This window comes from Ideonella flava (assembly GCF_051857595.1).
Taxonomy (GTDB): Bacteria; Pseudomonadota; Gammaproteobacteria; order Burkholderiales; family Burkholderiaceae_C; genus Ideonella.
The window spans coordinates 103,690-126,324 of record NZ_JBPZHD010000005.1; the positions used below are offsets into that span (position 1 = coordinate 103,690).

At 66.2% G+C, this 22,635-nt stretch carries 19 protein-coding genes; 4 read left to right on the forward strand and 15 right to left on the reverse strand.

The window, feature by feature from the left end; translation table 11 throughout:
* Window positions 1–3: 3 nt before the first annotated feature.
* The 8 genes from ACS5PM_RS12035 to ACS5PM_RS12070 form a co-directional block, all read right to left on the reverse strand.
* Window positions 4–372 (reverse strand): hypothetical protein, encoded by a 369-nt coding sequence (locus ACS5PM_RS12035; protein ID WP_439387868.1) that lies wholly within the window; start codon window positions 370–372, stop codon window positions 4–6.
* A 35-nt stretch (window positions 373–407) separates the two neighbouring features.
* Complete coding sequence (locus ACS5PM_RS12040; protein ID WP_439387869.1) at window positions 408–746, reverse strand: P-II family nitrogen regulator; 339 nt, start codon at window positions 744–746, stop codon at window positions 408–410.
* Window positions 743–3,892 carry an efflux RND transporter permease subunit gene (locus ACS5PM_RS12045; protein WP_439387871.1) on the reverse strand — a complete coding sequence of 1,050 codons (3,150 nt, stop codon included), beginning with the start codon at window positions 3,890–3,892 and terminating at the stop codon, window positions 743–745. The genes ACS5PM_RS12040 and ACS5PM_RS12045 overlap by 4 nt, the downstream gene beginning before the upstream one ends.
* Window positions 3,893–3,907: 15 nt before the next feature.
* Window positions 3,908–5,137: an efflux RND transporter periplasmic adaptor subunit gene (locus ACS5PM_RS12050; protein WP_439387872.1), complete on the reverse strand. Its 1,230-nt coding sequence runs from the start codon at window positions 5,135–5,137 to the stop codon at window positions 3,908–3,910.
* Window positions 5,134–6,411 (reverse strand): TolC family protein, encoded by a 1,278-nt coding sequence (locus ACS5PM_RS12055; protein ID WP_439387874.1) that lies wholly within the window; start codon window positions 6,409–6,411, stop codon window positions 5,134–5,136. The genes ACS5PM_RS12050 and ACS5PM_RS12055 overlap by 4 nt, the downstream gene beginning before the upstream one ends.
* A gap of 55 nt (window positions 6,412–6,466) precedes the next feature.
* Entirely contained in the window at window positions 6,467–6,871 is a 405-nt protein-coding gene (czcI, locus tag ACS5PM_RS12060) for a cation efflux protein, CzcI family (protein ID WP_439387875.1), read from the reverse strand.
* 11 nt (window positions 6,872–6,882) lie between these two features.
* The gene (locus tag ACS5PM_RS12065) at window positions 6,883–8,850 is read right to left on the reverse strand and encodes an FTR1 family protein (protein ID WP_439387876.1); all 1,968 of its coding nucleotides are present in this window, start codon (window positions 8,848–8,850) and stop codon (window positions 6,883–6,885) included.
* 112 nt (window positions 8,851–8,962) lie between these two features.
* Window positions 8,963–11,194 carry a heavy metal translocating P-type ATPase gene (locus tag ACS5PM_RS12070; RefSeq protein WP_439387877.1) on the reverse strand — a complete coding sequence of 744 codons (2,232 nt, stop codon included), beginning with the start codon at window positions 11,192–11,194 and terminating at the stop codon, window positions 8,963–8,965.
* 93 nt (window positions 11,195–11,287) lie between these two features.
* On the opposite strand from ACS5PM_RS12070, the gene cadR reads away from it, so the two are divergent.
* Entirely contained in the window at window positions 11,288–11,776 is a 489-nt protein-coding gene (cadR, locus tag ACS5PM_RS12075; RefSeq protein WP_439387878.1) for a Cd(II)/Pb(II)-responsive transcriptional regulator, read from the forward strand.
* A 427-nt stretch (window positions 11,777–12,203) separates the two neighbouring features.
* On the opposite strand, the gene ACS5PM_RS12080 is transcribed toward cadR, so the two are convergent.
* From ACS5PM_RS12080 to tcmP, 5 genes are all read right to left on the reverse strand, one after another.
* Complete coding sequence (locus ACS5PM_RS12080) at window positions 12,204–13,031, reverse strand: hypothetical protein (protein ID WP_439387879.1); 828 nt, start codon at window positions 13,029–13,031, stop codon at window positions 12,204–12,206.
* Between the two features lie 30 nt (window positions 13,032–13,061).
* Window positions 13,062–14,330 (reverse strand): three-Cys-motif partner protein TcmP, encoded by a 1,269-nt coding sequence (locus ACS5PM_RS12085; RefSeq protein WP_439387880.1) that lies wholly within the window; start codon window positions 14,328–14,330, stop codon window positions 13,062–13,064.
* Window positions 14,331–14,425: 95 nt separating this feature from the next.
* Complete coding sequence (locus ACS5PM_RS12090) at window positions 14,426–15,184, reverse strand: phage Gp37/Gp68 family protein (RefSeq protein WP_439387881.1); 759 nt, start codon at window positions 15,182–15,184, stop codon at window positions 14,426–14,428.
* On the reverse strand, window positions 15,181–15,849 hold the full coding sequence (locus ACS5PM_RS12095; protein ID WP_439387882.1) for a LexA family protein: 669 nt from the start codon (window positions 15,847–15,849) through the stop codon (window positions 15,181–15,183). The genes ACS5PM_RS12090 and ACS5PM_RS12095 overlap by 4 nt, the downstream gene beginning before the upstream one ends.
* A gap of 25 nt (window positions 15,850–15,874) precedes the next feature.
* Complete coding sequence (gene tcmP / locus ACS5PM_RS12100; protein WP_439387883.1) at window positions 15,875–16,729, reverse strand: three-Cys-motif partner protein TcmP; 855 nt, start codon at window positions 16,727–16,729, stop codon at window positions 15,875–15,877.
* A 196-nt stretch (window positions 16,730–16,925) separates the two neighbouring features.
* Between tcmP and ACS5PM_RS12105 the strand changes: the two genes are divergently transcribed.
* Together ACS5PM_RS12105 and ACS5PM_RS12110 are read left to right on the forward strand one after the other, a co-directional pair.
* A complete protein-coding gene (locus tag ACS5PM_RS12105; RefSeq protein WP_439387884.1) occupies window positions 16,926–18,248 on the forward strand; it encodes a hypothetical protein in 1,323 nt (440 codons plus the stop codon).
* Between the two features lie 209 nt (window positions 18,249–18,457).
* Complete coding sequence (locus tag ACS5PM_RS12110) at window positions 18,458–18,670, forward strand: helix-turn-helix domain-containing protein (protein ID WP_439387885.1); 213 nt, start codon at window positions 18,458–18,460, stop codon at window positions 18,668–18,670.
* 323 nt (window positions 18,671–18,993) lie between these two features.
* On the opposite strand, the gene ACS5PM_RS12115 is transcribed toward ACS5PM_RS12110, so the two are convergent.
* Complete coding sequence (locus tag ACS5PM_RS12115) at window positions 18,994–20,088, reverse strand: tyrosine-type recombinase/integrase (protein ID WP_439387886.1); 1,095 nt, start codon at window positions 20,086–20,088, stop codon at window positions 18,994–18,996.
* A 107-nt stretch (window positions 20,089–20,195) separates the two neighbouring features.
* On the opposite strand from ACS5PM_RS12115, the gene ACS5PM_RS12120 reads away from it, so the two are divergent.
* Window positions 20,196–21,194 carry a DNA-binding protein gene (locus tag ACS5PM_RS12120; RefSeq protein WP_439387887.1) on the forward strand — a complete coding sequence of 333 codons (999 nt, stop codon included), beginning with the start codon at window positions 20,196–20,198 and terminating at the stop codon, window positions 21,192–21,194.
* Window positions 21,195–21,651: 457 nt separating this feature from the next.
* On the opposite strand, the gene ACS5PM_RS12125 is transcribed toward ACS5PM_RS12120, so the two are convergent.
* A complete protein-coding gene (locus ACS5PM_RS12125; RefSeq protein ID WP_439387888.1) occupies window positions 21,652–22,587 on the reverse strand; it encodes a WYL domain-containing protein in 936 nt (311 codons plus the stop codon).
* Window positions 22,588–22,635 lie beyond the last annotated feature (48 nt).

The window sequence follows — 22,635 nt, forward strand, 5'->3', positions numbered from 1 at the left end:
CGGCTACTTCAGCGTGAATCGCGACGCCACGGCGGGCTTGCCATTGAGCGCCACCTCGGCGAGCACCTTCGTTCCGGCGGCCACCTTGAAGCTGCCCTTGGCCTCGAGCTTGTCGCCAACCAGCGCCAGCGGCGCCTCGGTCTTTTCGTTGCCGTTGAACACGGTCACCTTGCCGGTGGCGCTGGTCAGCTTCATCGGCTTGCCGTGGTCGCTGACGTGAATGACGATCGAGTCAGGCCTGGCGACCAGTTCCATGTCACCCGCCTTGGTTTCGATGACGATGCCACCGTGCTTGGGCGCGTGGTCATCCGCGGCCAAGGCCGGCGAAGAGACGGCGACAGCCAGAAGAAGAGCGGACAGGACGTGTTTCATGGTGCTTCCTTTGGTGTGATGGGAAACCGACGACTTCAGTGGATCGGCACGGCGCGTACCAAGTCGGAGACCGTGACCCAGCCGGCAACCGCCTGACCCGTGTGTGCAGCGGCCAGCAATGCTTCGACCAGGGCGTCGACCTCGTCGTCCTCGCACAGCAGCTCGAGCTTGTATTCATTGACCACCTCTTCGCCGAGGTCCATCGAGTAATGCCGCTCGTCGCTGTCGAGCGCCACCAGCGATCCCTTGACGACGTAGGCGGCCAGGTTGTGGCGGCGGTTGCCGCGCTCGCCACCCCAGGCCGGGCTGTCCTTCAATGCGGCAATCACGTCGGCGATGCGACTCCTGTGCACGTAGGCCTTGATTTCCTTCATGGCGTTTCCTCTCGCGGTTGCAATGGGGCAGGGGAGTCGTTGGCGTTCTCGGCAGCCACGCGCTTCGCTTCGGCGCGCGACTCCGACCACTCGTAGATCAGCGGCAGCAACAACAGGGTGAGCAGCGTCGAGGTAATCAGCCCGCCGACCACCACGGTCGCCAGCGGTCGCTGCGTCTCGGCGCCCACGCCGGTGGAGATCAGCATCGGCACCAGGCCGAGGATGGCCACCGAGGCGGTCATCAGCACGGGCCGCAGGCGCAGCGCGGCACCCTGGCGGACGGCGTCCCGTATCGGGAGACCGTGTCGTCGCTGGTCGTTCAGGAAGCTGACGAGCACGATGCCGTTGAGCATCGCGACCCCGAAGACAGCAATGAAGCCGATCGCCGAGGGCACCGAGAGGTACTGCCCGGTGATGAACAGCCCGACGATGCCCCCGATGATGGCAAAGGGCACGTTGGCGATGATCAGGGTCGCATGCCGCACCGAGTTGAAAGCGGTGTAGAGCAGGATGAAGATCAGCCCAATCGTCAGCGGGACGATGACCGCGAGACGGGCCATCGCGCGCTGCTGGTTCTCGAAGGCGCCACCCCACTCGACCCAGTAGCCCGCGGGCAACTTCACCTTCGAGGCGATGGCGGCATTGGCATCGTTCACGAAGCTGTCCACGTCGCGCCCCTGCACGTCCATCTGCAGGACCGCATAGCGCTGCAGCGATTCGCGGCGCACGAAGGTGTAGCCCTCGTCGAGCTCGATCTTGGCCACCGCTGAGAACGGCACCAGTGCTCCTTCGGCCGTGCGGATCGGTATGGCGGCGATCGCCGATGGGCTGTTGCGGTACTCCTCCGCGAGGCGCACCGCGATGTCGAAGCGGCGCGTGCCTTCGATCAGCGTGGACACCGTCTCCCCGCCGATGCCGGCCTGGACGACGCTCAGGATGTCATCGGCGTTGAGCCCGTACCGCGCCGCCGCCTGCCGGTCGACCTTGATGACCATCTGCGGCTTGCCCTTGTTGGCCTCGGCGGACAGGTCGGCGACGCCGGGCACGGCGCCGACCACGCCCTTGAGCTGTGCGGACAGATCCTCCAGCTTGTCCAGGTCCTCGCCGTAGACCTTGAGCGCCAGCGTCGCTCGCACGCCGGAGATCAGTTCCTCGACTCGCATCTGGATCGGCTGCGTCGCGCCGAACACCGCGGTCTGCACCTCGCCCTCGAGGTACTCCTGCATCTCCTTGCCGAGCGTGGAGAACGACTGCTTCTCGGGCCATTCGTCCTGCGGCTTCAGGTCGAGCAGCACCTCCATGTAGTTCACGTCGGCCGTCTCGCCCTTTTCGGCGCGGCCGATCGTGGCGAGCACGGAACGCACCTGCGGGTACTTCTTGCGCAGACTCGCATCCATCGCGTTGGCCACGCGGATCGACTCATCCAGCGAGGTGGATGGGATCCCGACGACGCGGAACATGATCGAGCCTTCCTGCAGTTGCGGCATGAACTCCTTGCCGAGCAGCGGGAAGAGCGCGAGTGCGGCAACCAGCAGCGCCACCGCCGTGCCGATCACCACCGTCTTGCGCTCGAGAGCCCAGTCGAGCAGCGGCAGATAAACCTTCTTCGCGCCGCGCACCAGCCAGGTGTCCTTCTCCTCCTTGGGCTTGAGGATCAGCGCGGCCAGCACTGGCACGAGTGTCAGCGACAGCAGGAGCGAGCCGGCCATCGCGAACGTGATCGTCAGCGCCATCGGCTTGAACAGTTTGCCCTCCAGGCCGCTCAAGGAGAACAGCGGCAGGAAGACGACGATGATGATCAGGATGGCGAAGGCAATCGGATTGGCGACCTCGCGCGCCGCCTCGAGGACGATGTGCGTTCGGTTGATCGGGCGACCCGACGTGCGCGCGTGCGACAGCAACCGAAAGGCGTTCTCGACCATCACGACCGCGCCGTCGACCATCATTCCGATGCCGATCGCCAGTCCCGCCAGCGACATCAGGTTCGCAGACAGCCCGAAGTGGTTCATCAGGATGAACGCGAACAGCATCGCCAGCGGCAGCGTGACGATGACCACGATCGCCGAACGCAACTCGCCGAGGAACAGGAAGAGGACGATCGCCACGAGGATCGAGCCTTCGAGCAGCGCACTCTCCGCGGTCTTGAGCGCCTTCTGGACGATCTCGGTGCGGTCGTAGACCGCCTTCAGCTCGACGCCCTTGGGCAGCGCTGCCTGCGCGGTGGCGAGCTTGGCCTTGACCGCAGTGACCACGTTGGCGGCGTTCTCGTTGATGCGCGCCAAGGCGATGCCGAGCACCGTCTCACGTCCGTCCCGGGTCACCGCGCCGAAGCGCACCGCCGGTGCTTCCTTGACGTCGGCCACGTCGCGCACGTAGACCGGTGCGCCGTTGCGCTCGGCGACAACGATCGAGGCGATGTCGGCTGCATTGCTCACGAGCCCCAGGCCGCGGACGAGGTACTGCTCGGCGCCGATGTTCAGGTACTGGCCGCCCACCTGCTTGTTGTTGGCGGCCAGGCGCTCCATCACTTCCTTGAACGACAGGCCGTACTTGACCAGCCGGCGCGGGTCGATCTGAACCTGGTACTGCTTCTCGTGGCCGCCCCAGGTCGTCACGTCATCGACACCAGGGGCGGTGCGCAGGATGAGCCGCACGGTCCAGTCGTGCAGCGTGCGCAGGTCCATCGCGCTGAGCTTCTTGTCGGCGTCCTCGATCGTGTACCAGAACACCTGGCCGAGGCCGGAGCTGTTCGGACCGAGCACCGGCTCGCCGTAGCCCTGCGGCAGACGCTCCTTGACCTCCTGGAGCTTCTCGCCGACGAGGCGGCGCGCGAAGTAGATGTCGACGTCGTCCTTGAAGTAGACGCCGACGTAGGACAGCCCGAACAGCGAGACCGAGCGCACGACCTCGACGTTGGCCAAGCCCGCCATCGCGCCTTCGATCGGCACCGTCAGCAGCCGCTCGATGTCCTCTGCCGCGACGCCGGGCGACTCGGTGTAGATGTTGACCTGGGCCGGCGTGACGTCGGGGAAGGCGTCGACCGGCACTTGGCGGAAGGCCATGGCGCCGAACCCGACGAGCACGGCGAAGGCCACCAGCACCAGCACCTTGTAGCGCAGTGCGGCATCAACGATTGCATTGAGCATGGTGTGGTGTCCTTCTCAATGCCCGTGGCCGAGCTGCGACTTGAGCTTGCGGGCCTTCAGCGCATAGGTGCCCGCCGTCACCACCTGCTCTCCGGCCTTGAGGCCTGCCTTGACGACGGTGCGGCCGCCGCTGCGCTCGCCCGGTTCGATGGCGCGCATCTCATAGGCGCCTTGCTCGTACACGAACACCGTGGGCTGCCCCTGCATCAGGACGATCGCGGCATCCGGCAGCGACAGGACTTCGCGCCGTTCGCCGCCGGCCGGTCCGGCCGATTCGATCGAGGCCGTTGCGAACATCTCCGGCTTCAACCGTCCGTCGGCGTTGGGCACGACGATGCGAGCCGCCACCGTGCGCGACTCCTTGTCGAGCGCGGCGCCGATGTGGTCGACGCGTCCGGCAAAGGTCTCGCCGGGATAGGCCGGTACGGTGACCTTGGCCGCGGCGCCGATGCGGACCTTGGCCAGCGCGGCCTCGGGGAGGTCGGCCTGGATCCACACGCGGCTCAGATCGGCGACTGTGAACATCGGCTCTCCGGGGCTGCCCAGCTCGCCGAGCGTCGCCTTCTTCTCCATCACGGTACCGGCAAAGGGTGCGGTGACCGCGAAACCGGACACGTTGCCGCCGGCCGCGGTCGGATTGCCGCCGAGCAGCCGCAACTTGTCGGCCGCGGCGCGCAGCGCGGCGACGGCCTTGTCACGGTCCGACTGTGCGCGCAGAAAATCCTTGCGCGGAATGATCTCGTCGGCGTTGAGCTGCTCGGCGCGCTTGAAGTCGGCCTCGGCGATGCGCAGCTCGGACTGGGCGTGCACCCAGGCCGCATGGGCTTCGCCGACGTCCACGCTGTCCAGCGTCGCCAGGGTCTGACCCGCGCGCACGCGGTCGCCCAGCTTGGCGGGCGCGGATGTGATGCGCCCCTCGATGCGCGGCGCGACCCGAGCCAGCTTGTCCGCGTCGGGTCGAATCGTCGCGGTGACGACGACGTCGTCGCGCAAGGCCTGGGCCCTGAGCTCCTCAACCTTCACGCCGGCGCGTTCGGCCTCTTCGCTGGAGAGCGTCAGCTCCGATTCCTCGCTGTGCCCGCCTTCCTTCTTTTCGCCCCCTGCGTGCTCGGCGTGCTTGTCGCCCTCGGCAGCGTGTGCATCCTTCTCGCCGGCCTTGCCGCAGGCGGCCAGCGAGAACGCCGCAGCCAACGCGAGGGCCAGTGCCGCCAGGGGGCGACGGGTGTCGTCGTGGGCCGTGATCATGGGGCAAGTCCTTCCTGCGGCCAGCCGGCCGCTTGTTCGAGTTCGATTCGGGTGGCGTGGTACTCGGCCAGTGCTTCGGTGAGTTCGCGCTCGGCGTCCAGCGCCTGGCGATTCACGAGCAATTGGTCGAGCACGCCGATCTGTCCGGCCTGCCTTGACTTGGCGGCGAGCTGCTGGTTGTCAGCAGAGGCGGAGACCATCGCGCGCTGCAGACGCAGAACCCGCTCCCGCTGGCTGTCCACGCGGCTCCACAGCCGCCGCACCTGGGCCGGCACGTCGCGAGCCGAGGTCGTGCGCTCGAGTTCCGCTTGGCGGGCCTCACTCATCGCCTGACCGACGGCCGCATCGTTGCGTTTGAACAGCGGCAGTGGCACGGACACGGTCAGGGTGGTGACTCGCTCGCGCGCATCGCCAGGACCCTCGCGGCCGACGTTGACACCAACCGTCACGTCCGGGTAGCGGTTCGCATGCTCGAGCCCCAGCCGCGCCCGCGCGGCGGTCTCGCGCGCGGCGAGAGCACGCTGCTTGGGCAGGCTCTGCGAAGCGGCGACGAGTTGGTCCACCTGGTAGGGCAGCGCATCGGCCGGAGGCATGGCAAGTTCCCCGGCGACCTCAGGCAGTGCGGAGGGCGGCAATTGCAGAACGGTACCCAGTTCGCTGCGCGCGTCGAGCAGACGCTCCCGCGCGGAGGCCAATGCATTGCGCGCACGTTCGGCTTCGATCAGCGCGACGTTGGCGTCCAATCGAGTGTCTTCACCGGCGGCACGGCGCTTGGCGACCGCTTGCGCCGATCCTTCGAACAGCTCGAGTGATCGCTGCTCGAGCTGCACCCGGCGCTGCGCGGCGAGCACGGCGTGAAAGCGCAGTGCCGCTTCGGTGCGCGCTTGCCGACGCGCATCGTCGATCTCGGCCCGCAGCGCATCAAGGCCGGCCGCCGCTGCTTCCCGCCGGCGAGTCTGCTGGCCGCCGGTCTCGATCGGCTGGGCGACCCCGATGGTCCATTCCTTGGCGCGGCCGTCGGGTGTGTCGGCACGCCGCTGCGTGCGCTCGGCACTGAGCTCGGGATTGTTGAAGAGCACCGAGGCCGCCTCACGACGCGCGCCTTCAGCAGCGTCGAGTTGGGCTTCGCGAGCCCGTACGGCCGGGTGCGCGGTCTCGGCGAGGCGCATGGCCTTGGCCAACGTCAGGGGCGAGGTGCCTTGATTGTTCTGGGCGGTCGCCGAATTGACCGCGGTCGCCAGCACGCAAGCCAGCGCCAGGAGGGGAAATCGCATCGAATCATCCTTCTTGTCTCACGACAGAAGCGACTCGAGGGCGACGTGGAGGTCGTCAGGCGGGAGGTTGACCGAACACGACGCCGCCGTCGAATCGCGCGGCAGCAGCGTCGCGGGTTCGATCCGGGCGTTCCGGTCCGGCGGGTACGTACGAGCGGAAACCGGCCGATGGCGGTCCGAGGACAGGTGAAGACGGCGTCATTGCCGCCAGGACCGCAACCATCGGCACGGGAACCGACACACCGAGGTGGCAGGTGCCGCAGTCCGGATCCCCGCCAAGCGTCTGATCCGGGCCGTCGCCGGCATTCGCCTGCTGGTCCGCTTGGTGATGGTGCTCGTGGTGACCGTAGTGCTTCTTGGCGGTCGGGCTCGACTCGTGGGCGCAGTACGGCGCAGCCGCTGCCCAGACGAACTGGGTCGGCAGGACCAGCAGCAGGAAGACGAGCAACCAACGGCGCATTGGCAGAGATTCTAATGGGCCGAACTTGCGGAACTGGTCTGGGCTGACGGGGGCCGTGCGCGCACATTGACCAGGAACGCGACCACGACCACCGCCAAGGTGAGGGCCTGCGCAAGCAGGGGCTGCCACGACGGGTAGATGCCCAGCACGTCGATGCGCGGGATCGGGATCGGGCTGGTGGAGAGCAAGCCGGCCTCCTGGAGTCCGGCGATGCCCTTGCCGGCAAGGACCACGGCGAGCACGGCCACGAGCAAGGAGCTGGCGGCGAAGAACTGGCCGATTGGCAGCCGGGTGCTGGTGCGCACCAGCAGGACGGCCAGCACACCGAGCAGCGCGGCCCCGCTGGCCAAGCCCGCCAACAGCGGCCAGCCGTTGCCCTCGGTCCAGAGCGCGGCGTAGAACAACACGGTCTCGAACACCTCGCGGTATACCGCGATGAAGGCCAGCGAGAAGAGGAACCAGGCGGCTCGCTTGTTGAGCGCGGCCGACAGCTTCTCCTTCAGGTATACCTGCCAGCGACCGGCCACGCTCTTCTGGTGCATCCACATGCCCACGCCCAGCAGCACGACCGCCGCGAAGAGTGAGGAGAAGCCCTCAGTCAGTTCGCGACTCGCGCCGCTCACATCGACCAGGTAGGTGGCGATTGCCCAGGTTGCACCGCCGGCGGCCAGCGCGGCGATCCAGCCGGCATGCACGTAGACGAGAACATCCTTGCGTTCGGCCTTCTTGAGGAAGGCGATCATCGCCACGACGACGAGCAGTGCTTCGAGGCCTTCGCGCAGCAAGATCGTCAACGAGCCGACGAATGCCGCCGCCGCGTCGTTCGCGGAGGGCGCCAGGGCCTTGTCGGCTTGGTCGAGCAAGTGCTGCAGCCCCTGCTCCGCCACCTGCACCTCATCGAGACTTCCTTTGGTCATCGTCGCACGGTAGGCAGCCATGCTTGACTCGATCTTCTCGAACAGCGCGCGGTCGCGCGTCGCGAGCGCGGGCTCGATCGGCTCGAAGCCGTCGAGGTAGGCCGACAGCGCAAGCTTGGAGGCGCCTGGTCGGTCGCCTGCACGCAGCGCCGCCACGCTCTGTGCGAGCTTGCTCTTGGCGAGTGCTGCGCCGCCGGCCTTGGCCGCGCCCAGGACTTGGGGGTTGCTGCGCAGATATGCCGTCAGGCTCTTCGCCGACCCGGGATCCAGGCGGTCAGCCAGCGCGTGCTCGGAGGTCTGCGTCAACGCCTCCAAGCCTGTTATGGACTGCGGCGCGGCCGCATTGCCTTGCCACTGTTTGGCCCCGGCCGCCTTGTCGGCGTCCGAGTAGGGCAGGGTGCCGACGAAGAAGGCGAGCGCCCAGCGGTCCTCGTCCGGCAGCGCCGCGAAGCTGGCCATGGCCGTACCCTTGACTCCGTTGCTGATGACCTGGTGCAGCGCGAACAGGCTGCGTTCGCGCGCGCGCTCCGGCTCTGACAGCGCCGTAGGCTTGGGGTCAAGCGCGGACGCCAGGGGGCCATCACCGTGCCCCTGCGCGCCGTGGCACGCCGAGCACTGAGCCTGGAACAGCTGTGCCCCACGCCGTAGGTCGGGGGTGACGGTGGGTGCGACCGGGAAGGGATAGGCCTTCTGCAGGTCGGTGGCCAGAGCGTGCGCCAGCTGCGCGACCTGAGTGGCATCGGCTTTGTTCGCGACTGCGGTTCGAAGGGCCGTGGCCTGCTTGAGCAGCGCATCGCGGCCGGGATGAGGCGGCAGCTCGCCGAGTTGCTGCTCGGCCGCGCCCGTGAACTCCTGCATTTCGGCGTACTCGGAGGCGTCCAGCACAGCGCCGCCGGCCACCGCGCCGCCGTAGTCGACGGCCACGTAGTCGAGCAACTGCCATACCTGCTTGGCCTTTTCCTCCGCGGGCAGCTGCGCGGCACGGCTGCTGAGTGCGACGGCCATCCATGCGATGAAGAGAGCCGTCATCCATGCGCGAATGAAGCGCGGCCGGGAGTTCATGGTGCTGCCGTATATGGATCTCAATTGAGAATAATTCTAGTTTGCGTTTCTGAGGCCGGGAAGTTCTGGACCGGCCTCCCGGTGGAGGAGCCCGACGAGACAGGCAGTGGCGCTATCGACGCAGCAGACGAAGTCCGTTGCCCACCACCAGCAGGCTCGCGCCCATGTCGGCAAACACGGCCATCCACATCGTGGCGCTGCCGAACACGGCAAGCACCAGGAACACCGCCTTGATGCCCAGCGCCAGCGCGATGTTCTGCCACAGCACGGCGTGCGTCTGGCGCGACAAGCGGATGGTCGAGGCAACGCGGCGCAGATCGTCCGTCATGATGACCACGTCGGCCGCCTCCATCGCGACGTCGGTGCCGGCTCCGCCCATCGCGAAGCCGATGTCGGCCTGCGCCAGCGACGGCGCGTCGTTGATGCCATCGCCGACCATTGCAGTGGCGCCATGCTTGCGCTGGAGGTCGCCGACGACCTGCTGCTTGTCTTGCGGAAGCAACTCGCCGCGGACGTCGTCGATGCCGGCTTGCGCGGCAATGGCCCTGGCCGTGCTGCTGTTGTCGCCGGTGAGCATGACCGGCGTGACGCCCAGGCTCTTCAGGTCGGCGATCGCATCGGCCGACGACGCCTTCAACGTGTCAGCCACCGCAAAGAGGGCCACGACATGGCGTTCCGAGGCAAGCAGCGTGACCGTGCGTCCTTCCTTCTCGTGCTCGGCCAGCTTGGCCTCGAGTTCCGGGCCGCACATCCCCTGCTCGTGGATCATGCGGTGGTTCGCCAGCACATAGGTCGCGCCGTCGATGCGCCCCTGGACGCCGCGGCCCGACATGGCCTGGAAGTCGCGGACCTCCAGGCGCTCGCCGGGCAGTCCCTGCGCGATGGCGACCGACACCGGGTGGTCGGAGCGGGCCGCCAAGCTGGCTCCCACGGCCACCGGATCGGAGTTGGACAGCGCCTCCCAGTGCACGAGCCGCGGCTTGCCTTCGGTCACCGTGCCGGTCTTGTCGAGCGCGACCGCCCGCAGGCGCCGGGCCTGCTCCAGGTGCACGCCACCCTTGATCAGGATGCCATTGCGCGCCGCGGCCGCCAGCCCGCTCACCACGGTGACCGGCGTGGAGATCACGAGCGCGCAGGGGCAGGCGATGACGAGGAGTACCAGGGCCTTGTAGACAGCGTCCAGCCAGGGCAGGCCGGTGAGCAGCGGCATCAGCCCCGCAACGGCGAGCGCGATGACGAACACCGCAGGCGTGTAGATCATCGCGAAGCGGTCGACGAAGCGCTGCGTCGGCGCGCGTGTTCCCTGCGCCTGCTCGACGGCGTGGATGATGCGGGCCAGCGTCGAGTCGTCCGCTGGCGCCGTGACGCGCATCTCCAATGCGCCGGTCTGGTTGATCGTGCCGGCAAACAGTGCATCGCCTTCGCTCTTGTCGACCGGAATGCTTTCGCCGGTGACGGGGGCCTGGTCGACCGCGCTCTGGCCCGAGACGACTGTGCCGTCGAGCGGCACGCGCTCACCGGGCTTGATCCGAACCGTGGCGCCGACGGCGATCTGCGCGGTCGGCATGCTGAGCCAGTTCCCGTCGGGCTGCCGGGTTTCGGCGGTCGCTGGGGCCAGCGCCATCAGGCCCTTCACAGCATTGCGCGCCCGATCGACCGCGCGCGCCTCGATCATCTCGGCGATCGCATACAGCGCCATCACCATCGCGGCTTCCGGCCACTGGCCGATCACAAAGGCGCCGGTGACCGCCACACTCATCAGTGCGGTGATGTTCAGACGACCGCGCAGGAGCGAAGCGAAGCCCTTCTGATAAACGTCCAGCCCCGCCAGTCCGATCGCCACCGCTGCGACGGCCATCCCGGCGATCTTCCAGGCGAGCCCAGGCGGAGCAAAGTAGGAGACTGCCTCGGCGAGGATCGCCAGTCCCAGCGCCGCGCCCAGCCGGCCGAATCCGACGGCGACGCCATGGTCGTGATCGTCAGCGTGGCCGTGGTCTTCGCCGTGCTCGTCGTGACCACGAGGGTCGCTCTTGCGCGCAGCGGCCAGAGGCTGCGGATCAAAGCCGGCTTTGCGAATCGCGGCCAGAGCCGGCGCCAGGTGCTCTTCATCCGCATCGATGGCCAGCGTTCGCGCACCGAGCTGGAAACTCAGGCCGCGGATGCCGGACAGGGGCTCCAGCGCACGGCGAATCTCCCCCTCTTCTGACGCGCAGTCCATCGTGGCGATGCGAAAGACCGTGCCGCCCTTGGGCGAAGCGGTCTTGGCGACCGGTTCGTCATGGCCGCAGCATGCGGAGCCGCCGCAACTGCCGCCGCTGGCCGTGGCTTGTCCAATCTTGTCCATGCGCAGAATTTGAAACCCTGTACCCACTCCAGAGTCAAGGCCCTACACTGCGCACGATCGCTACAGGGTCCGGCACGTCCGCTGGAAGGCAACATGAAGATCGGAGAACTCGCCGAAGTCACGGGAACGCCAATCGAGACCATCCGCTACTACGAACGCGAGGGACTGGTGCCCGAGCCCGCGCGCAGCAGCGGCAACTACCGGATCTACGATCCAGCGCATGCTGACCGGCTGGCGTTCATCCGCCACTGCCGCGCCCTCGACATGAACTTGGCCGAAATCCGCGTGCTGTTGCGCTTCAGGGATGCACCCGGCGAGAACTGCGGCGAGGTCAATGACCTGCTCGATGAGCACATCGGCCATGTGACCCAACGAATGCGCGAGCTGCGCAGCTTGGACAAGGAACTGCGTGCTCTGCGGGAGCTGTGCGTGGTTGCGCGCGACGCAGGCCACTGCGGAATCCTGAACGAGTTGTCCAGCCCGTCGCGCTCAGCGGCGCGGCGACGCGGTTCTCACGTGGGCCAGGTGCACCGCAAGTCAGACAAGCGGCGGGGCACGTCGTCTGACGGCGGCACCATCTAGCTGATGCGTTGGCGCGCGCCTGATCGATCGCGCGCTTCGTGCAGATCCGGTCCTCATCGGAGATGGGTATCTTTTTCCATCAAGAGGTTGCGCGCGGTTCTTGATTTTAGACTTCAACTACCATTCACTACCCATTCGGCAGCGAGGGTGCCTCGATGATGCCTTCACCGGAACCGCAAGAGGAACTGCCGTGTTTCGTGCCCGACGACTTCGACACCAGTGACTTCGAGCTGCCGATGTACATCTGCCGGTGCGGCAAATGGACGGACGCAGACGATGCGGAGCACTCTCAGGCGCTCTCGCCAGACCCCAGCGCGGCGGAAGCCCCGGCGCGCCACGAGCCGCCTTAGAGCTTGCTCAGTCGAGACGATCGCGCAGTTGAGTCCCGGCTTCAACGAAATTCGCCGTCGCCAGAATCGCACAGAGCCTATCCCGGCGGGGCCTTCAGCGCTTCGGTTATCAGGCTGATTTTGATGAACTGCGCCAAACGCCCACCACCCGACACCAGCATCCCGGCAAGCGCGTAGTTGCTGCCTTCGTCGTTGCGAAATCCAACGATGACGGGCGAGCCGCTGAAACCGCTCAAGTCGCCAGGCCAGTCGACTTCGGTCAACATGTAGCGATCGGGCCCCGTTCCCCTCGCCAAGTAACCCGAGAACCGGGCTGCCTGTGTGACGATCTCGACGGGCTCGTCCTCCGGGTATTCAATCTGCGACGCTGTGCCTTCGCGCGGATAGCCCATCACCGTGAAGCGAATGCCCTTGCCCGACTCAAGGTCTTCCTTGGCAGATGGATGGTTCACGAACTGATCCAGCCATTGTCCGTTGTATGGCAGCTTGACCGCGCGCTCGAGCAGTTCGTTGTACAACGCTGCGCCGGTTGGTCTGCGGACGGTCAGCACGAGTACATCGATGAAGCGGCCCGGGACGTCGTCGGACTCATGCTTCAGGGAGAGTACATCCTCGAATTGAACGTAGTCGTCGGTCGATTCCGTCCTCGCCGCGAGCGAGTAGGGAATGTGGAGCCGTGCCGCCAAAGCCGCGACATCTGCGTCCTGATCCATAGTAAGACAGTGACGCGCCGTGATGTAGAACACCGTGTCACCGCGCCTTGCAAAGAACCCTGTCCCGCTGAAGCCAGGATATTCGTCGACGCCTTCGGCAGTCATCAGGTTGGGCGAAATGCATGAGGTGGGATAGGCCGGGTGAACGAACGAGATTTGAAGACGTTTCGCGTCGAGATTCTGTGCCGTCATACTTCTCAGCGAGTGATCGAGATCACCGAGTCATTGGAACGAAAGCACCTGCTGGTCCGGCAGCTTGATCACGTGGTCAGGCTTCAATGCCGTCCTCACGTTTCGCGGACTGCCGTCTGGACCGACAACCTGCACTTGACGGTCACGCACCAACTGCAAAACAGCGTGCTCCACCATGGCCTCCGTCGCCGGTGTCGTGTTTACCCGCTCGACAAAGAACTGCTTGAACGGGATGCCCGCGCGATGCTGAGACAACACCTGAGGAATCTGGATCAGCATCTCGTCTTGGCTCGCGGTTGACGCGACATCATCGAACTCGAAGGCGGCCTGCGGCTTCTCGTCGTCATCGATGCGAGCAGCGTAGCCGGTGCTCAGCATGTCGAAACCAGCACGCCCGTAGTGCACAAAGTGGTTGTGGTGCTTCCAGTGCGCGCCGGCCATCACGTCGCGCGCCTTCCAGTGCTGTGAGAGATGCAGTAGCCAAAAGTCGCCGTGTCCGCGCTCGGGGCGCACAAAGAAGGGCGTGAAGTAGCCGGCCCCCGATCCCTGCGTGATCTTCTGGTACAGCCCGGCCTGCACGCGTAGTCGCCAGGCAGGCCCACGCAATGCCTTGTCCATATCGGCAGCTGTGATCGCGCCCAAAACGCCGGTCTTGCGCTCGAAGTCCCGGACGTTCTTGTCGCTCAGGAAGTTGATCAACGAGTCGACGTTGAAGGTCAGGATCACTTCGGCGTGTTTCAGGACACCGAAGATCTGCTTCATCACCGGCATTGGGACCTTGTCGTACCCATACTGGTCCAACACGAAGATGGCACGGCCCGCTATGGGTGACCGGCGATGCGCCTCCGCGATGACCGCTTCGGCTTTGCCGGCAAACTCGCCGACCAGCGTCACGATCGCGCCGGAGCGGAGTTGATCGCCGTAGCCTTGGTCCTCGAGGACATGGCGCAGATGCTCGACGGCCGACGGGTCGGCGTCGATGCACACGAGCTTGATGTCGAACTCGATCGGCTTACGCCGCTGCTGCTCGTGCAGCACGCGCGCCTTCGCTTCTTTGAGCGCTTCGAGGATCACGATGGGCGACCCCGGAACGGCGGCGCCGGCGCCGTTGCGATACCGACCGCCACCGCAGAACCCATCGACCACGGTGAGCTGGATGCGATCCTGGCGCGGTGACGACACCAGCGTCAGGAAGTATTCCACCAGGTAGTCACGCAACAGCGCATGCTTCACCTCACTGTGGCGGAGCAGCTCAGGAAGGGTCCCTCCCCAGGACCAGTCGTAGTGGTTGATCGCCATCTGCCGGCATCGCGACCTCCCCGATCGCAGGTTGTCTTGCTTGGCTCAACTGTGCCTCAGCCGCGTCGAGTAGCGCAACTCGCACATTGCAGGCTTCAAGGCGCAGGAATCCGTTCCGAGACGCCGGAAGGCATCTCATCCCAGGTACGCCCCTCCAGCAGCCGACCGTTGGCGCTCTTCGCGCGCCGCTTTCCATCGGCGCCCCAGCCGCCCCATTGCTTGAAGAAGAACGCGACCTCTTGCTCCTCACACTGGTGTTGAACGGACAAGGCCCAGGCCTTTTGCATCGGACGGGCTTTGGGCCCCGATTCGCCACCGACGATCACCCAGTGGATGTCCGTCAGATCGAGCGGACCGACGTCTTCCAGCAGAGGTTCGACCGAGAGGAAGCGGATCGACGCTCGCAGCTTGCGCAGGTGATCGATCCGCGGCACGCCGTACTTGCGATCCTCGACCGACACACCCATCCACGCGTTGCGCGGCACCTGGCGGTTGCGGAAGAACCGCGCCATGCGTGCGGCGCGCTTCGTCAGGATCTGGTAGGTGTGCTGCGGCGTCTTGCGGACGACGTCGAAGACACGCTCGATGTACTCGTCGGGCACCTTCTCATGGAAGAGGTCCGACATGGAGTTCACGAAGTAGACCGTGGGCTTCTTACGCTTGATCGGATCCTCGAGGCGCTCCGGCAGCAGCGTCAACGCGAACCCGTTCTCGTAGCCAGGCGTGCCCATGGCCTGCAGACGCCGGGACATCGCCTCGGCATAGCAGTGCTTGCAGCCGGGCGAGATCTTGGTGCAACCAACAGTCGGGTTCCACGTTTGCTCCGTCCACTCGATGCGGCTGATCGTTGTCATCTCTTCTCTCCTCGTGCCCCTGCAGCGCGACCGTATCGACGAACGATGCCCGTCACGACGCCCAGGATGCTGAATTCTCTCGTCGGATAGATCGGCCGGTAGCGCTTGTTGTGCGGCATCAGCACAGGTTGGCTTCGCTCGAAGCGGAGTTCCTTCACCAGCAGTTCGCCGTCCACCAGAGCCGCCACGAAGTCGCCCGTAGAGGCGCTGTCGGTACGCCGGACAACGGCGATGTCGCCATCCAGCACGCCAGCCGCACACATCGAATCTCCCCGGATGGGCACCAAGATTGTCTGCGATGGCTCATCGACCACCAGACGGTCGATCTCATGGCGATCGATGCCGCCGGAAGGACCAGCGGCATTGCCGAAGCCCGCCGAGAGCTTGTCCGCGACGTGCGGCCGCTCAAAGAACCGCTTGCCCGGTACCAGGCGACCGCCAGGCCCGGCTTCCAGGTGACCGGAGTCCCTCAGGCGGCCGGCAAGCTTGACGGCTGCGTTCTTGGTTCGGAAGCCGAGAGCCTGGCTGAGGCCCGCATAGGACGGCAGCGCCCGGTTGTGCGCGTAGTAGTCGCGCAGTCGCCCCAGGTGGTCAAGATCGTTGTTCGGCCGGCCTATGGCGTTAGTGTACGAACGTACACCGAGCGGCGCCAGCGCGAGGGACAACGAGCGGCGCGCGGATTCGCCAGCTTCAGTCGAAAAGCGAACGCGTCGGGTTGCGCGCGATGTCGACCCAGATTCGGTCGGGAAAGGCGTGCCGGCTGAAGAACACCAAGCGGTACAGCGCGCGACCCTGACCGTCCTGCACCAGCGGCATCTCGTGGCTCACGCTGAAGCCGAGCTTGGAGATCTGGGCGCGCCAGTCGTCGAAGAACCACGCGGGCAGACTCCCCTTGGCTGCTTTTGCGGGCACGCGATCGCGCCACCCTGGATTGGCGCCGCTGAATCGATCCCTTTCAGGGTCGAGCTCCATGTCCACGTTGCGCGTCAAATCCATCAGGCTGAAGTGCACGGCGAAGTCGACGTGCGGCAGCTGCGCGAGTCGTTCGATGATGGAGAACGACAGGTACTCCAGGTTGTACGGGTCGATGTAGGCCAGACACAGGGCACCACGCGGCACGGCATCGGCCATCCTCAACGCCGTCTCGGCCGCCGGTCCGTGGAAGCGCTGCACGGGTGCGCCTGCGGCAAGCAGCCGCGCTTCACAAGCCGCTGATCGTTCGAGGTCCAGGTCCCCCACCATCACGCTGGTGAACGGGCACTGCGATGCCACAGACTGGTGCCACGCGACCATGGCGCCGCCGTCGCGGGTGAACGTTTCCCCTCGCACCTGAATTCGCCCCGGGCCGCAGAAGGGATCAATCAGCACGCGCTTGGGGAACTTCACCTGGGCTTTGCGCGTGCCGCCGATGTACTTCGCCAGATGCGTATGCTTGACCTGCGGCACCCACCACCCGACGCCCTCATTCGACGGGCCTCGTTCGATCACAAGATGTGGACATGGATCCGGATGAACCGGCAGGACGAAGATCGGGCGCTTGGTCATGCACTACCTATGGGGCGTCAGGCAGCGAGTATCGCTGCCGATCTGCGTCGGCCGAGGCCGCGGCAAAGTTTCACGGCACAGGTCTGGCCACGCGGCTCTGCCGGGTGGCAGGCTCGTCGCGTCCCGCGGTAGAGTGCCCAGTCCTTCATCACTTTGCGCGAGGCGGGCGGCACTCTGCAGGAGGTGCGGCTCGCCCATGCGCACCTTTGCCCATGTTCGAAACCACCCCGTTCGATCGCGCCTGATGGACAAGGCCACAGTCGTCTTCTCGCGCAAGGGCCTGCTGCGGGAGTCGATCGAGGCGCGCCATGTGCGAAGCCGCGAGCATGCGCGCAAGCTCTGGCCCTTCGTTGATCCGCAGGCCAAAGACGAACTGGTGACGTGGGTCAGCCCGACATTCGAAGCTGGACGCTTGAAGAGGCGATCTCACTTCAGGCGCCTTCCGGATTCGACGGGGATCGACCTGAAGCGCCGGTTTGATGACGAGGAAACGCAACGTCAGCGGCAAGTGTCGGAGAGCGCAGAGCATGCGCTCGCGAAGCAGCTGATCGTCGCCGAGCTTGCGCGCAGGCTGGACGCCGGCCGAGGGTTGCCGTGGTCGTTCAAGGACGACAGCGTGTCCGACTTTCCCCTCGTAGGCAACCTGCTGCTTGGGGCTGCGACCGTCGCGACTGAGCATCCCCTGCGGACGCCGTTCGGCAGCAGCTACCGGCTCGACATCGCGGTGCTCGGAGCGCCGATCAGCAAGCTTCCCATGCTGGTTGGTGGGATCGAGGTCGAGCGTTGGCATCACTTCGACGGGCGCAAGGCGCTGATCGGCCGGTCGATGGGCTTTCCACTCATCACCGTCGACATCACCGACATGGAGCTCAGTGACCTGACGGAAGAGTGGGCGGCCCGAGCGCTTTCGGAGACGACACGCGACGACCCACTGGGTCGTCGCTTGAGCTACGTCTACCTGCACGATTTGCTCTATCCGCAGTACGTCCTGATTCCCAAAGACGTCGAAGACGATCCCAAGCACCAATACCTGGTGTTCGCAGACGATGGCACCATCGATCGCCTGGTGAGCTGGTTCAATCGGCTCGGTGCTGCTCTTGAGTACCCCCCGGGTCAGGTGGCGCTGCAGAAGCTGAACGCCAAGAGCCCGAGCGCCCGCGCCGCGCTGGAAACGGCCGGCGGTATCGTCGGCGCGGGCTGGGAAGCGTTCAACAACCAGCGCTGTCTGCGCGTATCCGTGCCGCGTCCTACTGGCCGTCACGACGAGCGTGCTCACAAGCTGCACGCAACACTGGCCAGGCTGCTGTTGACGCAGGACTGTCTGGTCGGCTACCAGTACGCCCCGTCGGTTTCCAACAACGACAAAGAGGAAGACGTGTGGCTACGCTACAGGTGGCGTCGCGAGCACGGAATGCACGAGATCTTCCGTCTGCTTCCGAAGCGACTTGCCGAGCCGATCGGCAGGCTGGTGAGCTTCCTCAACACCATTGGATCGAAAGTCTCAGACGCGGCCGAATAGGTCCATTTCGACGAACGGCAGTCGACGTCGAGATCACCAGCGGTTTCTGTGGTCCCCGCGTTGCCTGGTCTAGGCAGATGCAAGTCTCTCGACCATCGCCCCGATCTCTCGGTAGCCAAATCTCACGACGTCGTGCGGAAAAGATCTGGAACAGCAGGGCGAAGACCCAGGCGATGGCGCCCAGAATGGCCCCGATGAAGCCGCCTTGCATGATGCCCTTGAAGAAGCCGTCGCTCATGCCAACGAGGGCCATGACGACGGCGCCGATGGCCGCGCAGGATCTAACGCAAGAACAGCTCGCTCTCGAGGCGGACATGCCGCGTGCTTACGCGAGCCGGGTTGAACGGGGCACGATCAACATCAGCATGGACAACGCGGACATCCTGACCAAGGCAGGGCGGTTCCTCTACGGGGCCTGGTAGACCCGACCAAGTTTCACGGCCTCGACGAGTTTGTATGAAGGGCCGGGGAGCCGGGCCTCGAGCGTCAGCGCGCTGATAGACTCGCGCCCCGAAGCGCGGCCCATGGTCGTGCTTCCCTGCTTTTCCTCCCTGAGCAGGAGCTTCCCTCGTGATGACAGCAGGGAAGCTTTGAGGCCCCGGCTGCGCGCCGGGGCTCTTTCTCCAGGCCGCGACCAGCGGCAAAGGCAGCCCGTCAGCCCATGGGCGTGGAGTCTCTGCCTGGCTGGTCAGGAGATTCTCAAAGGCGGCGTGACCTCCGCGATGCCCTGTGTGAACGAGGCGCCTTACTCGTCGAGCAGCCGTGCGGCACGCGATTGGGCGATGTCTTCCCGGAAGTAGCCCACCAGCGATGCCGTCGAACGGTGCCCGGTCAGCGCCATCGTCTCGCCCAGAGGGATCCGCTGGCGCGCCGCCTCCGTCACGAACCCGGACCGCAGCGAGTGCGCCGAGTACGGGGGCTCCAGGCCTGCGAGCAGGCAGCGCTTCTGCACGATGTCGCGCACCGCCGCCGCCGACAGGGGTTCGCCAACGACGCCGCCGCGCCGCACGCGCCGGAAGATCGATCCCGACTTGATCCGGGCGGCCGCCAGCCAGGCCGCCAGCGCATGCGCCGCCCGTCCGACGATCGGCTTGGCGTTCTCCGCCCGCTCCGTGCCGGCCTGGTTGGACTTCGAGTGGCTCAGCGTGAACACGAAGCCGTCACCGTCGCGCGGCGTGTTCTCGACGGTGGCCGCCGTCACTTCGGAGCGCCTCCGGCCGCCGCTGGCAAAGGCGAACAGCAGCAGTGCGCGGTCGCGCAGGCCGGCCAACGACGCGTCGCAGGTGTCGAGCAGAGCCTCCAGCGGTTCGCGCGTCAACGCCGGCTTCTTGCGGGGCAGGGCACCGCGCTTGGCGTGGCCGCGCCGCGTCTTGGACAGCAGCTCGCGCACGCGCACCTGCGCGCAGGGGCTGGCCAGACCCGCCACCTGGTGCGCCTTGGACAGCACCGCCACGCGGTGAACGAGCGTGGTCAGCGCCAGACTGCCCGGCTTGCCCTTGTAGCCCCCGGCCACCAGCGCCTGGTCGACGGCCGGCGGCAGTTCGCTCGCCAGCCGACCGTCGGGCTCGACGCGCTGCGCGTGGTCGACGATGAACTGGACGACGGCGGCTTCGGGGACGGGCAGGGCGATGGGCTGGCGGTAGCGCAGCGCAAACCAGGCCGCCCAGTAGCGCAGCGCCGAGCGGTAGCTGCGCAGCGTGTTTTCGCTCTCGCCTTGACGTAGCAGGGCGGCTTCGGCGGCCTGCGCCATATCCCCGAGGTGCGCCGGATCCAGCGGCGGCAGCTCAGCCAACGCGGGCTGGGCGGTCGAGGTCGGGAGGGCGTTGTCTGATGAAAGCATACATCCACTGTAAGATGTCTAACGCACAAATTCAAATAGTCGCGATAAGCATCACTTATCGTTAGTAATGTAGAGCCGGGGTAGGGCGCATATCAAGGAGTACAGAGATGCCTCGCGGAATCCAGGAACAGGACGTCTGGCAGGCGGCCGACGCGCTGTTGCTCGAGGGCGCGCGGCCGACGATCGAGCGCGTGCGCCAGAAGATCGGCCGCGGCTCGCCCAACACCGTCAGCCCGCACCTGGAGACGTGGTTCAAGCACCTGGGGCGTCGCATCAAGGACCCGGGCGCGTTTTCGGCGCCGTCGGGCGTGCCGGATCCCGTGCTGCAGGCGGCCCAGCACTTCTGGGAGACGGCGCTGGCCCAGACTCGAGCCGACTTCGACGAGCGGCTGCAGGACGGACTGGCCTCGGCAGTGGCCAACGTCGAGGCCGAGAAGGAGAAGGCCGCGCAGGCGAACGCCGCTGCCTTCGAGGCGGCCGCCAGGGCGACGAAACTGCAGGCCGAGTTCGCCCAACAGGGCGACCAGCTCAACCAGGTGCAGCAGGATCTCGCCTCGGAGCGGGCACGGCTCGAAGAGACTCGGGCCGCACTGGTCGCCGCGAACGAGCGCATGCGCCGACAGCACGAGCAGTCTGCCGCAGCGCTGGCAGACGTCAGGCAGCAGCTTGCGGCAGCCCTTGAACGCGCGGACGCCGCGGATCGCCGCGTCGCGTTGGAGCTCGACCGCGAGCGGACAGCGCGCACCAAGGCCGAGCGCCAGGCGGAGTCCTTGCAGAAAGGCCTGGATGGCGCGCGTGACGCCGCCTCTGCTGCCGGCGAGCGATCGCGGCGGCAACTCGACGCAGCCCGCGATCGTGAAGAGGAGCTCAAGGCCCAGCTGTTGGCCACGGCAGCCGAATTGACGCTGGAGCGCGAGCGCCTCGCAGCGCTGCGCACCGCCAGCGAAGCCAGCGCGGCGGACGCCGCGATCGCCCGCGCTCAGGTGGCTGGCCTGCAGGGCTCGCTGGAACGTCTCGCGGCGCTCGTCGAGGCCGACGCGCGGCGCGAGCCCAAAACGGCGCGAAGGCGAACCGCCAAGCCGTCGTCTCCCACCGGCGGTCCCTAACTCGCGACGGTGTCTTCGACGCCCAACGTCCGCCGCCAGTGGCGCCAGTCAACGACAAGCGGTGAGCCGCGCCGACCGCGGGCGAGCGGCCAATCGATCACGGCATCTCAAGCTTGAGGCGCTCCAGATCCGCTGCTCCGGGGGGGCAATGGCAGTGAATTATAGTTAAAGTCTAAAATTAAGTAAATCGCTTAAGTGTTTGATTTTATTGATTTCTCTCCGCCCACCAACACCTGCTGAGAAGCCGGCGGCGGCCGTTGGTGCAGACATCACCCTGGCGGAGCTTGCCGCCAACACCCGCGCTCTCGGTGCAGACCTTCCGCTCGTTCTCGTTTGACTTGGGGGCACGCAAGGCATTCGCCACGTCCAGGTCAAGGCTAGACGCGCCGTAGACGAGGCGGCGCGCACTTCCGAAACGAAGACGCGCGCTCGTCACGGCCGCGCGCCGCGCGGTAGGTCACATGGCCCGGATCGGTTTGTCGACCGATTCGGCCCGAGGGTCCCGGTAGCCGGGCGCTAACTGGGCGTTGTTGGCACCGTATAGCGCCAGAGGATCCCGCAGCCACAAGGCGTACTCCAGGCCTCTCTGACTGTGATCCGGCGAACAGTCGATGTTCCATCGCCGCAGCATGTAGCCGGCATTCGCCGCCCGAACCTTCACCCGCAGCACGCCGTCCGGCATGGCGTAGTCCATCAGCACCACCTCCGGCCGCGGGTGCTCAGGGTGGGGCACCAGTTCAAGTTCAATGACGCGATTCCACTGGTCGTCCTGATTCGGTCCTTCTTCGTCCGCGATCGGGCTGTCCTCGAGAACCGTCGGGGTCTCCATGCGGGTGAAGACGAAGTCCCGGAACCCCTTGCGTCGGCGGTCGTAGGCCCGAACGTGCCAGCGCAGGCCGATGTCGACCAAGGCGAGGGGAACGATCTCCCGCTCGGTACGCCCGCTCTCGACGGAGGTGTACGTGAGGCGCACGGCCTTCCCGCGATGAATGGCTCGCGAGATGGGTGCCAGCACCGACACAGGTGGCAAGCTGAGCGCGGTCGGGAATTCACACCTGACCATGGGCTTCAGGTCGTCGCCCAGGCCTTCTCCGAAACCTTGGGACAGCGCCGTCAGCACACGCAGAGGCGCGTGCTCGAACAGAGGGGCAAAGTCCGCAGTCGAGCGATAGACCTTCGCCGCCGGGTCGAGCAGCAGGTTTTCGGGCGCAATCTGCCGGTACTGGGCAATGTCGCGCGTTGCTGCGGCCGGGCCAGTGCCGAAGCGTTCAGCCACGTCGGAACGCCGAAGCTCCCCGAGAAAGTACAGCTTGAAGTCGATGTGCGAGAGGCGCTCGCGCTGGGCCTGCGGAAGCCGGTCCAGCAATTCCTGCCGGGGGTGCGTTACAGCCATCTTCGTATGGTACCAGTCGCGGACCACTGTGAGCCGTATCGATCTGTT

Coding starts and splice junctions, on each gene's coding strand:
- ACS5PM_RS12035 (WP_439387868.1), bottom strand. CDS start 372: ATGAAACACGTCCTGTCCGCTCTTCTTCTGGCTGTCGCCGTCTCTTCG.
- ACS5PM_RS12040 (WP_439387869.1), bottom strand. CDS start 746: ATGAAGGAAATCAAGGCCTACGTGCACAGGAGTCGCATCGCCGACGTG.
- ACS5PM_RS12045 (WP_439387871.1), bottom strand. CDS start 3,892: ATGCTCAATGCAATCGTTGATGCCGCACTGCGCTACAAGGTGCTGGTG.
- ACS5PM_RS12050 (WP_439387872.1), bottom strand. CDS start 5,137: ATGATCACGGCCCACGACGACACCCGTCGCCCCCTGGCGGCACTGGCC.
- ACS5PM_RS12055 (WP_439387874.1), bottom strand. CDS start 6,411: ATGCGATTTCCCCTCCTGGCGCTGGCTTGCGTGCTGGCGACCGCGGTC.
- czcI (WP_439387875.1), bottom strand. CDS start 6,871: ATGCGCCGTTGGTTGCTCGTCTTCCTGCTGCTGGTCCTGCCGACCCAG.
- ACS5PM_RS12065 (WP_439387876.1), bottom strand. CDS start 8,850: ATGAACTCCCGGCCGCGCTTCATTCGCGCATGGATGACGGCTCTCTTC.
- ACS5PM_RS12070 (WP_439387877.1), bottom strand. CDS start 11,194: ATGGACAAGATTGGACAAGCCACGGCCAGCGGCGGCAGTTGCGGCGGC.
- cadR (WP_439387878.1), top strand. CDS start 11,288: ATGAAGATCGGAGAACTCGCCGAAGTCACGGGAACGCCAATCGAGACC.
- ACS5PM_RS12080 (WP_439387879.1), bottom strand. CDS start 13,031: ATGACGGCACAGAATCTCGACGCGAAACGTCTTCAAATCTCGTTCGTT.
- ACS5PM_RS12085 (WP_439387880.1), bottom strand. CDS start 14,330: ATGGCGATCAACCACTACGACTGGTCCTGGGGAGGGACCCTTCCTGAG.
- ACS5PM_RS12090 (WP_439387881.1), bottom strand. CDS start 15,184: ATGACAACGATCAGCCGCATCGAGTGGACGGAGCAAACGTGGAACCCG.
- tcmP (WP_439387883.1), bottom strand. CDS start 16,729: ATGACCAAGCGCCCGATCTTCGTCCTGCCGGTTCATCCGGATCCATGT.
- ACS5PM_RS12105 (WP_439387884.1), top strand. CDS start 16,926: ATGCGCACCTTTGCCCATGTTCGAAACCACCCCGTTCGATCGCGCCTG.
- ACS5PM_RS12110 (WP_439387885.1), top strand. CDS start 18,458: ATGATGCCCTTGAAGAAGCCGTCGCTCATGCCAACGAGGGCCATGACG.
- ACS5PM_RS12115 (WP_439387886.1), bottom strand. CDS start 20,088: ATGCTTTCATCAGACAACGCCCTCCCGACCTCGACCGCCCAGCCCGCG.
- ACS5PM_RS12120 (WP_439387887.1), top strand. CDS start 20,196: ATGCCTCGCGGAATCCAGGAACAGGACGTCTGGCAGGCGGCCGACGCG.
- ACS5PM_RS12125 (WP_439387888.1), bottom strand. CDS start 22,587: ATGGCTGTAACGCACCCCCGGCAGGAATTGCTGGACCGGCTTCCGCAG.